The 15,403-nt window shown below is 62.1% G+C and carries 15 protein-coding genes; 11 read left to right on the top strand and 4 right to left on the bottom strand.

Annotated elements, in window-relative coordinates; genetic code table 11:
* Window positions 1–13 precede the first annotated feature (13 nt).
* Window positions 14–931 (bottom strand): 2-dehydro-3-deoxygalactonokinase, encoded by a 918-nt coding sequence (locus tag ACU8HS_RS04985; protein ID WP_447015500.1) that lies wholly within the window; start codon window positions 929–931, stop codon window positions 14–16.
* The gene (locus ACU8HS_RS04980; RefSeq protein WP_112706366.1) at window positions 931–1,701 is read right to left on the bottom strand and encodes an SDR family oxidoreductase; all 771 of its coding nucleotides are present in this window, start codon (window positions 1,699–1,701) and stop codon (window positions 931–933) included. The genes ACU8HS_RS04985 and ACU8HS_RS04980 overlap by 1 nt, the downstream gene beginning before the upstream one ends.
* A 125-nt stretch (window positions 1,702–1,826) precedes the next feature.
* Here ACU8HS_RS04980 and ACU8HS_RS04975 point away from each other — a divergent pair, with 125 nt between their 5' ends.
* The 11 genes from ACU8HS_RS04975 (at window position 1,827) to ACU8HS_RS04925 (ending at window position 13,053) form a co-directional block, all read left to right on the top strand.
* Window positions 1,827–2,639 (top strand): IclR family transcriptional regulator, encoded by an 813-nt coding sequence (locus tag ACU8HS_RS04975; protein WP_112759463.1) that lies wholly within the window; start codon window positions 1,827–1,829, stop codon window positions 2,637–2,639.
* A gap of 257 nt (window positions 2,640–2,896) precedes the next feature.
* The gene (locus ACU8HS_RS04970; protein WP_112572855.1) at window positions 2,897–3,628 is read left to right on the top strand and encodes a helix-turn-helix transcriptional regulator; all 732 of its coding nucleotides are present in this window, start codon (window positions 2,897–2,899) and stop codon (window positions 3,626–3,628) included.
* 553 nt (window positions 3,629–4,181) lie between these two features.
* Complete coding sequence (locus ACU8HS_RS04965; RefSeq protein WP_112706368.1) at window positions 4,182–5,330, top strand: Mrp/NBP35 family ATP-binding protein; 1,149 nt, start codon at window positions 4,182–4,184, stop codon at window positions 5,328–5,330.
* 402 nt (window positions 5,331–5,732) lie between these two features.
* Window positions 5,733–6,710, top strand: a complete 978-nt coding sequence (locus ACU8HS_RS04960) for a magnesium transporter CorA family protein (RefSeq protein ID WP_112706384.1) — start codon at window positions 5,733–5,735, stop codon at window positions 6,708–6,710.
* Window positions 6,711–6,728: 18 nt separating this feature from the next.
* Window positions 6,729–8,627 carry a potassium transporter Kup gene (locus ACU8HS_RS04955; RefSeq protein ID WP_112706369.1) on the top strand — a complete coding sequence of 633 codons (1,899 nt, stop codon included), beginning with the start codon at window positions 6,729–6,731 and terminating at the stop codon, window positions 8,625–8,627.
* A 263-nt stretch (window positions 8,628–8,890) separates the two neighbouring features.
* Window positions 8,891–10,069, top strand: coding sequence for a cell wall hydrolase (locus ACU8HS_RS04950; protein WP_112757267.1), 1,179 nt, complete (start codon window positions 8,891–8,893; stop codon window positions 10,067–10,069).
* A gap of 342 nt (window positions 10,070–10,411) precedes the next feature.
* Window positions 10,412–10,750, top strand: a complete 339-nt coding sequence (locus ACU8HS_RS04945) for an AtpZ/AtpI family protein (RefSeq protein WP_447015499.1) — start codon at window positions 10,412–10,414, stop codon at window positions 10,748–10,750.
* 61 nt (window positions 10,751–10,811) lie between these two features.
* Complete coding sequence (locus ACU8HS_RS04940) at window positions 10,812–11,564, top strand: F0F1 ATP synthase subunit A (protein ID WP_112572845.1); 753 nt, start codon at window positions 10,812–10,814, stop codon at window positions 11,562–11,564.
* A 67-nt stretch (window positions 11,565–11,631) separates the two neighbouring features.
* Window positions 11,632–11,859, top strand: coding sequence for a F0F1 ATP synthase subunit C (locus tag ACU8HS_RS04935; RefSeq protein WP_003588243.1), 228 nt, complete (start codon window positions 11,632–11,634; stop codon window positions 11,857–11,859).
* A 78-nt stretch (window positions 11,860–11,937) separates the two neighbouring features.
* Entirely contained in the window at window positions 11,938–12,558 is a 621-nt protein-coding gene (locus ACU8HS_RS04930) for a F0F1 ATP synthase subunit B (RefSeq protein ID WP_112572843.1), read from the top strand.
* Between the two features lie 3 nt (window positions 12,559–12,561).
* Window positions 12,562–13,053: a F0F1 ATP synthase subunit B gene (locus ACU8HS_RS04925; protein WP_112572842.1), complete on the top strand. Its 492-nt coding sequence runs from the start codon at window positions 12,562–12,564 to the stop codon at window positions 13,051–13,053.
* A gap of 214 nt (window positions 13,054–13,267) precedes the next feature.
* Here the strand turns inward: ACU8HS_RS04925 and ACU8HS_RS04920 are convergent, their stop codons facing one another.
* Window positions 13,268–13,960 (bottom strand): ribonuclease HII, encoded by a 693-nt coding sequence (locus tag ACU8HS_RS04920; RefSeq protein WP_112757265.1) that lies wholly within the window; start codon window positions 13,958–13,960, stop codon window positions 13,268–13,270.
* Window positions 13,961–14,237: 277 nt separating this feature from the next.
* Window positions 14,238–15,395: a PA0069 family radical SAM protein gene (locus ACU8HS_RS04915; protein WP_447015498.1), complete on the bottom strand. Its 1,158-nt coding sequence runs from the start codon at window positions 15,393–15,395 to the stop codon at window positions 14,238–14,240.
* Between the last annotated feature and the right edge of the window lie 8 nt (window positions 15,396–15,403).

Genomic DNA, 15,403 nt, shown 5'->3' with positions numbered 1-15,403 from the left:
TCGGCCGGATGGTTCAGTTCGGCCAGATGGCTCTTGCAGCGGCCGAAAGCCCGCCGCGAACGGCGGCATCGGCATCGATGGCGGTGAAGGAGAGGGAGAGCGTGCCGAACGCCTGCTCGTAAAGCGCCTGCAGCCGCCCGGAAGCCACCAGCGTAACGGCCGTATCCTTGCCGGCATCCTGCAACGCGCCGGCGATTTCGAGGCCGATCAGCGTGCCGGAGAGCTTGGCTTGCGCCGCGGCAGCCGAAATACCGTGCAGGAGCTGGCCGGAACGGGCAGTGAAAAGCAGGTTTGACGCGAGCGCCGGCCGCCTGAAGGCGGCGTCGACAGCAGCCTCGAAGGCGGCTGCGTCTGCCGGCTGGTCCTCGGCGCCGGCAACCGCATGCGTGAGGATCGTGTGTTTGCTGATGGCGTCGAACAGTTCGCCGGTCATGAAGGTGGAAAAGCCGGTGACCCTGCCGTCGCTGACATGCACCCATTTGGAATGCGTGCCGGGCATGCAGACGGCTTGCGTACCCTTGCTCTCAGGCCCGAGCGCGCCGAGAAGCTGCGTTTCTTCGCCGCGTATGACATCGGGAGTGGCCGCATCGCGCTGGGCGAGGCCCGGCAGGATGCGCACGTCGCGGCTTTCGCCGGGCACCGAAACGGCCCCGGTCAGGATCGAGGACAGAGACGCCGGCACGTCGATATAACCGGCTTCCACCCAGCCCTGCCGCGCTCCGGCCATGCCGCAGACGATAACCGGCAGGTTATCAGGCGCTTCGACGGCTGCGAGATGTGCTGAAAGTACCTCGGAAAAGCCTGTTCTGGCGGCCGTCGTCATGCCTTCGCCGCTGCGCCGCTCGGCAAGAACATTGCCGTCGGCACCGACAAGCCAGAGACGGAAGCTGCTGGTGCCCCAGTCCACCGCGACATAAGCGGGATTTGCCATCAGAGAACGCCTCCATCGACGATTAGGGACTGCGCGGTCATGCCGGCGGCGCAGTCGGATGCAAGAAAAAGGGCCGGACCGACGATCGCGTCCGCCTTCAGGACGATCTTCAGGCACTGCCGCTGCACGGAGCGGGCAATGCTTTCCTCCGTCAGCCACAGCTTCATCTGCCGCTCGGTCACAACCATGCCCGGCAGGATGCAGTTGACGCGGATATTCTCGGGCCCAAGCCGTCCGGCCATGCTCTTCGTCAGGCCGATGACGGCCGCCTTGGCAGCAGCATAGGCGGGAAAGACGCCCATGTTCAGCTTGAAGGCGATCGACGACATGTTGATGATCGCCCCGCCGCCGGCTGCCCGCATCGAAGGCGCAGCAGCCTGTGAAGTGAAGAAGACGTGGCGCAGGTTGACCGCCTGGTTGTTGTCCCAATAGTCCTCGGTCACATCGTCGAATTCGTGCCGGTCGTCCCAGGCGGCATTGTTGACGAGCACCCGGATCGGCCCGGACTTTTCGACAACCGCGTTCACCGTTCGCCTGACGGCGTCGATATCGCGCAGATCGGTATGATGGAAGCTGACCGGATGCGCCGTCTCTCCGGCCAGGCGTTGCACCAGGTCAAGGCTCTCGCCCTCGGCAACGTCGAGAAAGGAGACCTTTGCACCCTGCCTCGCGAAACCTTCGACGATGGCAGCGCCGATGCCCGAACCGCCGCCGCTCACCAGCACCGTCCGGTCCCTGAATTCGGGAAATTGTGCAGACATGACGCTCATAGTCTCTCCTCCCGGCGGACTGTCTGTTCCATTATGTGGAACTTAATTTGACTATATGGAATTATCGGATTAGGCTGCCTTCCCTGTCAAGGGTATGAAAGGCAATGGGCTCCATCGGCGACAGCATGGCACAGGCAGATGACGAGGGCGTGCTGCGCGACGCGGGCAGACCGCGTGACACCGGCACGCTCGGCAAGCTCATGGTGCTGCTCGATCTCGTCACCCATGCCGAAATACCCCTGCGTTTCACCGATATCCTTGCGCTTGCCAATCAGCCGCGCGGCACGCTGCACCGGCAGCTCGGCCATCTCGTGGAGGAAGGGCTGCTCGAGCTTGACGCCGAGGGCCGTTATGCGCCGGGTCTTCGGCTGCTGGATTTCGCCTCGCGAAGCTGGGCGCGCAACGAATTCCGCCTGATTGCCGCCCCGCATCTCGCAGCCCTGCATCGGGAGACGGGAGAGACCGTCCATCTCGGCGTGCTGCGCGGCGCCTCGATCATCTATCTCGACAAGGTCGAGGGGCACCAGCCGGTGCGCATGTATTCACAGATCGGCAATGCCTCGCCCTGTTATTGCACGGGTGTCGGCAAGGCCGCCCTTTCCGTGCTGCCGCCGGACAGGCTCGAAGAACTGCTGCCCGGCCTGCATTTCAACCGCTTTACCGCCGCCACCCATGCCGGCGTCGAAAGCCTGCTGGCGGAGATCGGCGAGATCGCGGCCGCCGGTCACGCCTTCGACCGCGAAGAGCACGAGGCGGGCATCCGCTGTGTCGCCGCCCCCATCTGGTCGGACGACCGCTCCTTCATCGGCGGCGTTTCCGTCACCGGCCCGGCGTACCGGCTGTCGATGGAGCTTCTCCAGCAATGGGCCGTTCCGGTTCAGGTGACGGCGCGGAAAATCATGGACGAGATGCGAATCCGCCTCGGACCGCGGCGTTGAAATCGATTTGACCGCGCTCGTTGCTGGACGTCGTATACATAGCATGCTTATGATGAGTGCGTTATTGAGATTTGACGGCGAATCACGCCTACTAGTGTCGTCCGCGAAATCATCAACTATCCACCGGCTGTACGCTACACGCGAAAGCTGAATCCTATTGATTTGACGAGCGTTGTGTAACCCGCCCCGTATCTGAGCCGTTTTGGACAGACCGCAAGCGGTTTACCCAACGCCCGTTTTGAAGGCGAAGAAATGTGATGGCAAGCTTACCGCAAACGTCAGTGGAAGACGCCTATGTCCAGGAGGTCGCCAGCCTAAAGACGCAGTTCGACATTTTCCGCTTCATGAAGCGGGTGACGGAGGCCTATCGCAGCCGGGCCTTCATGGTCTTGAACCTGCCGCCGATCACGTCCTTCGACCTTCAGGGCAATACGATCATCACCAGCTGGCCCGCCGAGCTGCTGTCCATCTACGATCAGGAGGGATTGATGGTGAACAGCCCGGTCCTGCGGCGGCTGCGCACCTCCACCCTGCCGTTCTTCCACGATACGTCGCGGGCCAACTGGCCGCGCGACGACGGGAGGACCGGTGTCGTCGCAGCCCTTTTCGAACGCTTCAAGATGATGCGCTGCGCCTATTTTCCGACGCACGAACCGTCGGGCGCGCGCGGGGCGGTCTCGTTTGCCGGCGATCGCGAGCCTTTTAGCCCGACCGAGATGCGTGAACTCAGCTACATCTCCATCCATGTGTTCGACCGTCTGGCCGAGATCCGCAATCTCGACACGCGCATGACCGATACGCTGACCGACCGCGAGATCGATTGCCTGAACTGGACGGCCGCCGGCAAGACCAGCGCCGAGATCGCCGAAATCCTCGATCTCTCCGAACACACGGTCAACCACTACCTGAACCGCGCCACCAAGAAGCTGGATACGGTCAACCGCACGCAGGCGGTTGCCAAGGCGCTGCGCATCGGCCTCATCAAATAGGGCGCCGATCCGGCAGAACGTGCAGCCTAAAATAGCGCCAGACGCTTCCAGGTTGCTTATTCTCTGAGCGCCGGTTCGTTCAGAGCTTGGCGGAATTGGCAATTGTCATCCTTTTTCGGCAAATTTGTGAGTTGGCACGCTTCCTGCATTGTAATCGGCAGAGGTCCAGAGGGGACTTTGAAAACAGCGCCAGCCAATGGCGCGACCGACACGCCGCCGCCTGATATCGCGCCGCTTTTCTCCCGGCGTTCCGATATCGGCGGCGGTTGTTGCGTTTCGGCAACCGCCTTCTGCCCTGTTCCGAAACGGGACGGTTTCTTTCCATTTTTTTTCTGGCCTTTTTCGCCGCTTGCTCTACTTCGCCCCGAATTGCGCCGGTTCTCGGGGAGTCCGTTGCGGCCATCAGGGCGAAAGCCCGGCGGACTTGATGGCCGCAACGGAGTGAGAACGCGCCGCCTTTCCCTTGACGTGAGATGCGCCTGCCGCCCGATTTTGTTTGGCGAAGCTGCCGGCCTCCACTATCTACTGGAGACGAAAAAGCAGTGAGGGCGGAATGACCGAAGTCACCAAGGAACAGGTTCTGGAAACGCTGAAGACCGTGCGCGGGCCGGATCTGGAGCACAATATCGTCGAACTCGGCATGGTCTCCGACGTCTTCATCTCCGATGGCAAAGTCTATTTCTCCATCACCGTGCCGGCCGAGCGCGCCAAGGAGCTGGAGCCGATGCGGCTCGCTGCCGAGCGCGTGATCAAGGAAATGCCGGGCGTGAAAGGCGCGCTCGTGGCCCTGACGGCAGACAAGAAGGCTGCCGCCAACGCACCTGCCGCACGTCCTGCGCCACAGCACGACCACGGTCATCACGGCCATTCCCATGCGCCGCAGCAGCCGCGCGCCGGCAAGATCGGCGTCCCCGGCATCGGCGCCATCATCGCCGTCGCTTCGGGCAAGGGCGGCGTCGGCAAGTCGACCACGGCCGTCAACCTGGCGCTCGGCCTGCAGGCCAACGGCCTGCGCGTCGGCATTCTCGATGCTGACATCTATGGCCCCTCCATGCCGCGTCTCCTGAAGATTTCCGGACGCCCGACCCAGATCGACGGGCGCATCATCAACCCCATGGAGAATTACGGCCTCAAAGTCATGTCCATGGGCTTCCTCGTCGATGAGGAGACGGCGATGATCTGGCGCGGACCGATGGTTCAGTCCGCCCTCCTGCAGATGCTGCGCGAAGTCGCCTGGGGCGAGCTTGACGTTCTCGTCGTCGACATGCCGCCCGGCACGGGCGACGCCCAGCTGACCATGGCCCAGCAGGTGCCGCTTGCCGGCGCCGTCATCGTCTCCACGCCGCAGGACCTGGCGCTGATCGACGCCCGCAAGGGTCTCAACATGTTCCGCAAGGTCGAGGTGCCGGTTCTCGGCATCGTCGAGAACATGAGCTATTTCGTCGCGCCCGATACCGGCACGCGCTACGACATCTTCGGCCATGGCGGCGCCCGCAAGGAGGCCGAGCGCATCGGCGTGCCCTTCCTCGGCGAAGTGCCGCTGACCATGAACATTCGCGAAACCTCGGACGCCGGAACGCCGCTGGTCGCTTCCGATCCGAACGGCATCGTGGCCGGCATCTACCGCGCCATTGCCGCAAAGGTGTGGGAGCAGGTGGGCGAGACGCCGCAACGCGAAGCGCCCGCGATCGTCTTCGAATGACGAATCGCCTGGCCCGTTGCGCCGAATTGTGGGCGAAATGGGATGAAAGGGCGCAGTTCACGTAAGATGTCTTGATTATTTTCCGGCTTTGCTTCATATGCGCGCCGGCGTCATGATGGCGCGTCTGCGAATGCTCTATGATGGCCGCCTGTGACTGAAGGTTCCGGCCTCTCTGCATGTTCGGAGTTGACTTGTCGATCGAAGGATTGGTGACTGCGATGCGGTGGAGCAGCCTGGCCGGGAAGGCCGGATATGGCCGGAGTTGTATGAACTTTCTTTATCCGCTTCCGTTACGCTCGATGACGAGCGCCTCTGGCGTCGCCGCGCTCGCGACCGCATGGAAAGGCTTTCGATGAAAAGCTCGAGAACGGCTGGGCGCGCGCCGCGCCGGAGATGCGGGCAGTGATTACCGCATATTGTTCCAACTGCAAGTCGGTCGAGATCCGTGACCTTGCAAACCCTCCGGAGTTTCCTGCGGATGTGGTATGGATCGACATGGTCGAGCCGACTCGCGAGGAGGAACTCCATGTCGAAAAGATCCTTGGCATCGAAGTGCCGACCCGGGACGATCTGCGCGCCATCGAGCCCTCCGCCCGCCTCTATGTCGAAAACGACGCCGTATACATGACCGCTTCGCTGATCTGGAAAGCGGAAACGGAAGCGCCGACGCTGACGGATGTGGCCTTCATCCTTGCCGGCAACAGGCTGGTGACGATCCGCTACGCCCATCCGAAATCCTTCGCGCTCTTCATCGCCGCCCTGCACCGCGTGCCGGAACAGTGGCGCAGCGGTGCCGCCCTCCTGACCAAGCTCCTGGAAACGATCGTCGACCGCACGGCCGAAGTTCTGGAAATGTCGGTGTCCCGCCTGGATATCCTGTCCGTCCACGTCTTCGGCGACCGCGCCAAGAAGGTGCGCAAGCCGTCGAACTATCTGGAAGAGAAACTGAAGGACATTGCCGGTCATCACCGCATGATCAGCAAGCTGCGCGACAGCCTCGGCTCGCTCTCTCGCCTTCTCACCTTCTTCTATACGATCCCTGTCGTGCAGAACGATCAGGAGACCAAGGAACTCTGCCGGACGATCTCGCGCGATATCCAGTCCCTTTCGGAACACGCCTCCTTCGTCGCCGGCAACATCACCTTCCTGCTCGACGCCTCGCTCGGCCTCATCAACATCGAGCAGAACGCCATCATCAAGATTTTTTCGATCGCTTCGGTCGTCTTCTTGCCGCCGACACTGGTTGCCTCCATCTATGGCATGAATTTCGAATTCATGCCGGAGCTTCACTGGATCGGGGGCTACCCGTCCTCGATCGCCCTGATGGTCGTCTCCGCCGTTATTCCCTTCTTCTTTTTCCGCTGGAAAGGCTGGCTCTGAGGAGCCTGTAATTGCTTCATGTCTGAAGAAAGCCATTCTCAAGAACGCAACCTCACGCCGCGCAAGCTCTTTTATCTTGCGCTAGGCTCCGTGGGTGTCGTTTACGGGGATATCGGCACGAGCCCGCTTTACGCCTTTCGCGAAGCGCTGAAGCCCGTCGCCCATGACGGTCTTACCCGTTTCGAGGTCATCAGCCTTATTTCCCTGATGATCTGGGCGCTGACCATCATCGTCACCATCAAATACGTGCTCTTCCTGCTGCGCGCCGACAACGACGGCGAAGGCGGCACGCTGTCGCTGCTGGCGCTCCTGATGAAGACCGCCAACGGCCACACCGCGCTGCTCATGCTGCTCGGCCTGATGGGGGCCGCGCTCTTTCTCGGCGATGCGATGATCACCCCGGCGCTGTCAGTGCTTTCGGCCGTCGAGGGCCTCAAGCTCGTGACCCCGAGCCTGTCGGATTATATCGTGCCCATATCGGTGGCGATCCTGGCGCTGCTCTTTGTCGTGCAGTCGCATGGCACGGGCGCGGTCGCCCGCTTTTTCGGCCCGATCACGGCCCTCTGGTTCCTGGTCATGGCCGCCGCCGGTATCGCCCATATTTCGGATGACTTCGGCATCCTGGCCGCCTTCAATCCCTATTATGCCGTCAGTTTCCTGCTGCATGAGGGTTTTTACGGCATCGTCGTCCTCGGCGCCGTCTTCCTGACGGTAACGGGTGCGGAAGCGCTTTATGCCGATCTCGGGCATTTCGGCCGCCGCCCGATCCAGTGGGCCTGGTTTCTGCTGGTCTTCCCGTCGCTGACGCTGAACTATCTCGGGCAGGGTGCGCTGGTTCTCGGCAATCCGCTGACCATGTCCGATCCCTTCTATCTCATGTATCCGAAATGGGCGCTGCTGCCGGTCGTCATTCTCGCGACCGCCGCCACCATCATCGCCAGCCAGGCCGTGATAACGGGCGCTTTCTCGCTCGTGCGCCAGGGGATCAACCTCGGCTTCCTGCCGCGCATGGAAATTCTCTTCACGTCCGAGACCAATACCGGGCAGATTTTCGTGCCTTCGGTCAATGCGGTGCTGTTTTTCGGCGTCATCTTCCTCGTGCTCGGCTTCAAGACCTCGGATGCGCTGGCCACCGCGTATGGCATCTCGGTCACGGGCGCCATGGTCGTCACCTCGATCATGGCCTTCGAATTCGTCCGCGCCCGCTGGAACTGGTCGCTTCCGGTTGCCATCATCGCCCTGCTGCCGCTGGTCATCCTCGAACTGATCTTCTTCGGCGCCAACCTGCTGAAGATCCATGACGGCGGCTATATCCCGATCCTGATCGCCACCGCCTTCACGGTGATCATGTGGACCTGGCGCCGCGGCACGGCGATCCTGACGGAAAAGACCCGCCATACCGATATTCCGCTTGCCTCTTTCGTCAGCTCCATCGAGCGCAAGAGCGAGCATTCGCCGGCCCATGTTCCCGGCACCGCGATCTTCCTGACCAGCGATCCGGATTCCGCACCCGCCGCCCTGCTGCACAATCTCAAGCACAATCATGTGCTCCATGACCGCAACGTCATCCTGACGATCCGCACCGTCAACAAGCCGCGCGTCTCGCCGCAGGAGCGCTACAAGGTCGAGCAGATCTCCGAGCGCTTCTCCCGCGTGGAACTGCTCTTCGGCTTCATGGAATCGCAGAACGTCTCGCAGGCGCTGGCGACCTTGCGCAAGACCGGCCTGAAGTTCGATATCATGACGACCTCCTTCTATCTCGGCCGCCGCAAGCTGGTGCCCGATGCCAAATCGGGCATGCCCTATTGGCAGGACCGTCTCTACATCGCGCTCGCCAACGCCGCAGCCAACCCCTCCGACTACTTCCGCCTGCCGGCCAACCGCGTGGTGGAACTGGGCTCGCATGTGATTATTTGATGGATGGGGCGCGCGCTTGCGTCGCTCTCTTTATCTAGCGCCGGCGCTCCTTCGCTCCCTTGCAAAGACCCCGCCCCAAACCCCTCCCACCTGTGGGGAGGGGTCTTTTCGTCGAGTGAACCCGCATCCCCCGAAAATCCCGGCAGCATTAGAACATGCAAAAATCCTCATGGGCATATTCCGGCACAGCGCGTTAACCAGCTATCAAGGTTAATGCGGGATTTTCTTGGGACTGTTCCTGCGTCCCATGCCCGGAGTCCGCGTTGCGTCGAAATGGCCGTTCCCGCAGCAAGCTGCGTCTCTTGCCCCAGAACTGGGTCTCTCCCGCGATCTTCGGCGTGGCCGGATGGCTGATCTTCCCGAGCGTCGCTTCCCATGCCGATCTTGCCACCATGCTGGCCGGCCTCGACCGCGAGGGGGAAAGCTGGCGCATGGTTCTGACCAATTCTCCCGCAGGCTCCGTCCACCAGGCCGAACTTGCCTTTGCCGACCCGACCGTTACCGGCTCGATCGCCTCAGGTGCCGGCATGGTGCTGCCCGACGGTCGCAAGGTTGCTTTCGTCGCCGGCGAGAAGGGCCATGAGACGACACCCGACGAGGACCGCGTCAATCGCGATGCCAAGAAAGGCCGCGTCGTCGCCGTCGAAAGGGTGCAGCCGCCGAAGGATTTCTCGGCCGGTTCCATTCTCGAGCGCACCAGGCTCCTCTTCCGCCCGGTCTTCGACCTCAAGGACAAGTCCGCCTTCGTGAAGCCGACGATCAAGGGCAAGGAAATCGAGATCGCCACCGCCTTCTACAAGACGCAGCCGGCCCCGCAGAGGGACAATGCCATGCCGGCAATGCTGGCAAGCCTCGTGACCAACAGCAAGGCGGATGTGCTGGCAACGGCCTATGCGCCCGCCGCGCCCGACTATTCCCGCCAGTCGCCCTTCGATTCGATCCTGACCGACAAGGATGAGGGCCGTTTCGTGCCGCAGATCGGCCCGAAGGACCATGCCTGGGCCGCCAGCATTCTGCCGGCCAGCGTCTTTTCCGCCCGCGAGCAGCAGTGCCTGGCCTCAGGCATCTATTTCGAGGCGCGCGGCGAATCCGTCAAAGGGCAGGCGGCCGTTGCCCAGGTCATCCTCAACCGCGTCCGCAACCCGGCCTATCCCAAGACCATCTGCGGCGTCGTCTACCAGAACGAGGACTGGCGCAACCGCTGCCAGTTTTCCTTCGCCTGCGACAACATCAAGGACCGTGTGAATTCGCAATATCACTGGCGCGTGGCCCGCGATGTGGCGATGGCCGTCACCGCCGGCAAGATCTGGCTGCCGCAGGTCGGCTCGGCCACACATTACCACGCCGTCTATGTCCGTCCGAACTGGGCCAGGACAATGGAAAAGGTCGGCCGCATCGGCATGCACGTCTTCTACCGTACCTATGGCGGCGGCTGGAGCTGAGGCATAGGGCGAGAGCCTGAAGCGTGGCACGCGGATCGGAAGGATCGCGACAGGCTTTGGACGAAAAGGCCGCAGATTGCGGATTTTTCGCCGCCTGGCTCCGTTCGAAAGCGGATTCTTTCGGCGAAATCGGGTCCGAGTGGCCAAATTTCGCTTAAATATTTGATTTTTTGTGGTTATTTTATGGCTGGACACAAGCTGTCTACGCCTTGACTATGCTAATCCCTAAAACTATGTTGCGCGCGACTTCAGAACGGGCCGGAAGGTTCTTTAACCTTTGCGTCCGTGGTCCGGAAAACCGGGGTAGCGGGATTGCGGGCGACGGAAGCGGAGGAGAGCACGATGGCGGATGACCGCGAAGAAAGTCTTGAGCAGCGCCGTCGGCAGCTGGAAGCGGAACTCGCCTCCAAGCGCGCCGATGACAGGAAGGAAGAGGCGCGGGAGGCCACTGCCGAGCAGAGCCGTAAAGGTTATGCCCAGGCGATGAAGCTCTCGAGCGAATTCATTTCCGCCATCGTTGTCGGTGCTGTGCTCGGCTATCTCTTCGACCGTTTTGTCGGCACGGCGCCTTGGGGTTTGATTGTTCTTCTGCTTCTTGGATTCTGTGCCGGCGTTCTGAATGTTCTGCGCGCCGCGGGCAAGGTCGCCCAACCGCTGGACCGCAGGACGCCCGAGAAATAGGGACCGTTCCGGTCCAGTGCAATTTCCGTCCCTTGGACGGGCCAAAGAGAGAGAGCAACCGGTGTCAAACGATCCGACTCATCAGTTCCAGATCTTCAAGATTGTGCCGATCGAGATCGGCGGGATTGATTTCTCGTTCACCAATGCATCGCTCTTCATGGTCGCTTCGGCCGCTGTCGCCGCCGGTTTCCTGTATTTCGCGACTTCGGCCCGCGCCGTCGTTCCCGGCCGCTCGCAGTCGCTCGCCGAAATGTCCTACGAGTTCATTGCCGGCATGCTGAAGGAAGGCGCGGGAACCAAGGGGATGAAGTTCTTCCCGCTGGTCTTCTCGCTTTTCATGTTCGTGCTGACGGCAAACCTGCTCGGCATGTTCCCTTATTTCTTCACGATTACCAGCCAGATCATCGTTACCTTCGCGCTGGCGATCCTCGTCATCGGCACGGTTCTCGTCTACGGCTTCTACAAGCACGGCTTCCACTTCCTGAATGTCTTCGTGCCCTCGGGCGTGCCGGGCATTCTGCTGCCGCTGGTCGTGGCGATCGAGATCATTTCCTTCCTGTCCCGCCCGATTTCGCTCTCTGTTCGACTTTTCGCAAACATGCTCGCCGGTCACATCACGCTGAAGGTGTTCGCAGGCTTCGTCGCCTCGCTTGGAGCCCTCGGTGCAGTCGGTGTCGGCGGAGCCGTTCTTCCTCTCATCATGACCGTCGCCCTGACCGGTCTCGAGTTCCTCGTCGCCTTCCTCCAGGCTTACGTCTTTGCGGTGCTGACTTGCATGTACCTCAATGACGCGATCCATCCGGGCGGGCACTAAGGATAACGACATCGACGTCAAAGGGCGTCAGTCATTCGCCGCAACAACCATTTCAAAGGAGTTCAACATGGAAGCGGAAGCAGCAAAGTTCATCGGTGCAGGTCTGGCTTGCTTTGGTATGGCCGGTACGGCTCTCGGCCTCGGCAACATCTTCGGCAGCTACCTCTCCGGCGCTCTGCGCAATCCGTCTGCTGCTGACAGCCAGTTCGGCCGTCTGGTATTCGGCTTCGCCGTTACGGAAGCTCTGGGCATCTTCTCGCTGCTCGTTGCTCTCCTCCTGCTCTTCGCCGTCTGATATCGGTGGATTTATGGATCACGGCCTGCGAACAGCGAGCCGTGATCCTTTGCATTTGCAGTACACCTGGAGGTGAGCATGTACTTTGTGACCCCGGCCTACGCTGAAGAGGTCCCGGCGGGAACCGCGACGGATGCGCATGCCGCTCCGGCTGCCGGCGAGGTCCATACCGAGACCGGCGTCGCCGAAGGCGAGCACGCGCGCGGACCTTTCCCGCCTTTCGATTCGTCGACCTACGCATCCCAGCTTCTGTGGCTGGCGATCACGTTCGTCATCTTCTACCTGCTCATGCAAAAGGTCATCGCCCCGCGTATCGGCACCATCCTCGAGCAGCGCCACAACCGCATCTCGCAGGACGTCGAAGAAGCCGGTCGTCTGAAGTCCGAGGCTGACGCTGCCGTCGCGACCTATGAAGCCGAACTCGCCGCCGCCCGCGCCAAGGCAAATTCGATCGGCACTGCCGCTCGCGATGCCGCAAAGGTGAAGGCAGAAGCCGACCGCCGCACGATCGAGGCAAGCCTGGCTGAAAAGCTGAAGGCTGCCGAAAGCCGCATCGCCGATGTCAAGGCCAAGGCGTTCGCCGATGTCGGCGCCATTGCCGAGGAAACCGCGGCTGCCGTGGTCGAACAGCTCATCGGCGGCTCCGCCGCCCAGGCTGACGTCGCCGCTGCCGTTGCTGCAGCCAAGAAGGAGGCTTGATCGATGGAATTTGCATTTGACGCAACTTTCTTCGCCTTCGTCGGCCTCGTTATCTTTCTGGCCCTGATGGTCTACCTGAAGGTCCCGGGCATGATGGCGAAGTCGCTCGACGACCGCGCCGATCAGATCCGCAACGAGCTGGCGGAAGCCAAGCGTCTGCGCGAGGAAGCCCAGCACCTGCTCGCTGAATACCAGCGCAAGCGCAAGGAAGCCGAAGCCGAAGCCGCGCATATCGTTGCCGCTGCCGAACGCGAAGCCGAAATGCTGACCGCCGAAGCGAAGAAGAAGACGGAAGAATTCGTCGCCAACCGCACGGCCCTGTCGGAACAGAAGATCAAGCAGGCCGAAGCCGACGCAATGAAGGCCGTTCGCTCCGCTGCCGTCGATCTTGCCATCGCCGCCGCCGAATCCGTCATCGGCAAGCAGGCCGATGCCAAGATCCAGTCCGAACTTTTCGGCAAGGCTGTCGGCGAAGTAAAGACGCGCCTGAACTGAGCTTCAGCCCGATGGAATTGAAAAGCCCCGCTCCGTCGGGGCTTTTTGTTTTTGATGTATCGGTGGATCATAACGCAGCGCATTGCGGCCGGCTGCGCGCGACGGAGCCACGCCGTGAAAGTCGCCGCCAAAACGTCGGCTGCCAGAAATCGCAGCTGTGAGGTTCTCTTCCTGCTCGCCGCAAGAAGGAAACGATGAGAAGGCTGCGGCTTGACTATTCGCCGAGCATCTCCTCGTTCGCCCCGAGCTCGACGCCATCCTTGCGCAGCGGCCGGAAGCTCATGCGGTGCAGCGAGCACGGCCCGTGCCGCTCGATGCCGGAACGATGCTGCGCCGTGCCATAGCCGGCATGGGCGGCAAAACCGTATTGCGGGAACACGAGATGTGCCCGCGCCATCATCCGATCGCGCGTCACCTTCGCCACGATGGAAGCGGCGGCGATCGACACCGAGCGCGCGTCGCCCTTGACCACGGCCTGGCCCGGACATGCAAGCCCGGTGGGCACGTCCAGCCCGTCCGTCAGCACATATTGCGCCGGCACGGAGAGGCCACAGATCGCGCGGCGCATGGCGTCGAGGCTCGCCTTGCGGATATCGGTTTCGTCGATGCGTGTGGAGCTGGAGGAGGCGATGGAAACCGTGGCCGTCGCAAGAATCTGCACGAACAGCTCTTCGCGCTTCTGCGCCGAAAGCTGCTTGGAATCGTTCAGGCCCTCGGGAATGCGTTTGGGATCAAGGATCACCGCGGCGGCAACGACAGGGCCGGCAAGCGGCCCGCGCCCGGCCTCATCGGCGCCGGCGACAGGCCAGTGGCCGGCCTTGCGGGCCTTCAGCTCCAGCCGGAAATCCGGCACGAGCGGAACCTCTTCGAAAAGCAGAGGAGAATCGGGTGACGTGCGACGTTTCATGCGGTTGAACCTCGCACGCCAACCCGATTTCCTGCAAGCCCCCGGATCAGGGCGGCGACGGCCGGGGGCTGTCCGGCGGATGGTGCGGTCAGGGCCATCCGCGGGAATTGCGCAAGGCAGAAGACGCAGGGCAGGTCTTCTTCACGCCTTACGCAAGCTCACAAGCAATTCCAGCAAAAGTGCGCAGCGGTTTTGCGTCCGGAATTGCGTAAACAGACAAGCAATTCCAGCAAAAACGCGTAACCGCCTTTGTCCGGAACGACCTGAAAACAATCAGTCAAAGCAGCGACAGCTGCACGCCGCTGCCGCCGGGCGGCACGAAGAGGTCGTCGCGCAGGGCAAGGCCCCGGCGCGTCAGCCCCAGCCGCTTTGCCGCCATTTCGAAGCGGCGGGCGATCTGCCAGGCATAAGGTCCCGCACCCTTCATGCGCTTGCCGAATTCGGCATCGTAATCCTTGCCGCCGCGCATCGAGCGCACCAGCGACATGACATGGCGATAACGATCGGGATAGTTCTGCAGCAGCCAGTCGCGAAAGAGCGGGCTGACTTCCAGCGGCAGCCGCAGCAGCACATAGCTTGCCTCTTCGGCACCCGCAGCCTTGGCGGCCTCGAGGATGCGCTCCAGCTCGTGATCGTTGAGCGCGGGAATAACCGGCGCCGCCATGACCGTTGTGCGTATGCCGGCCTCGGAAAGCCCGCGGATCGCCTCCAGCCTGCGCGTCGGGGTCGAGGCCCGCGGCTCCATGAGGCGCGCGAGTTTCCGGTCGAGCGTCGTCACCGAAATGCCGACACGCACGAGGTTCTTCGCCGCCATCTCCGTGAGGATATCGAGATCGCGCAGGATCATTGCCGATTTGGTGACGATCGCAACCGGGTGGTTGGCCTTGTTCAGCACCTCAAGCAATTGCCGCATGACGCGCCACTCCTTCTCGATCGGCTGGTAGGGGTCGGTATTGGTGCCGATCGCGATGACGCGCACCTTGTAGCCGGGCTTGGCAAGCTCGCGCTCCAGAAGTCTCGGCGCATCCGGCTTGGCAAAGAGCTTGCTTTCGAAATCGAGCCCCGCCGATAGCCCCATATAGGCATGGGTCGGCCGGGCAAAACAGTAGATGCAGCCATGCTCGCAGCCGCGATAGGGATTGATCGAGCGGTCGAAGGAGAGATCGGGAGACTCGTTGCGGGTAATGGCCGTGCGCGGCTTCTCGATCTGCACGTCCGTCTTGAAAGGCGGTAGTTCCTCGAGCGTCTGCCAGCCGTCGTCGAAGGTCTCACGCTGCGTCGGCTCGAAGCGGCCGCTCGGGTTCAGCCCCGCGCCGCGGCCGCGCCGCCGGTCGACTTCTATGCGCAGCCCCGAGGCCGCGATCATCGCGTCGGCAATATCTGCCGTATTGGCAGGCGCAAATGCGGCCTGCCCTGCAAGGGACTGTGGTCTCATCGGATTCT

This window comes from Rhizobium sp. KDH_Rht_773_N (assembly GCF_052946295.1).
The sequence above is the reverse complement of the archived record's forward strand: the minus strand, read 5'-3'. Positions and strand labels throughout refer to the sequence as shown.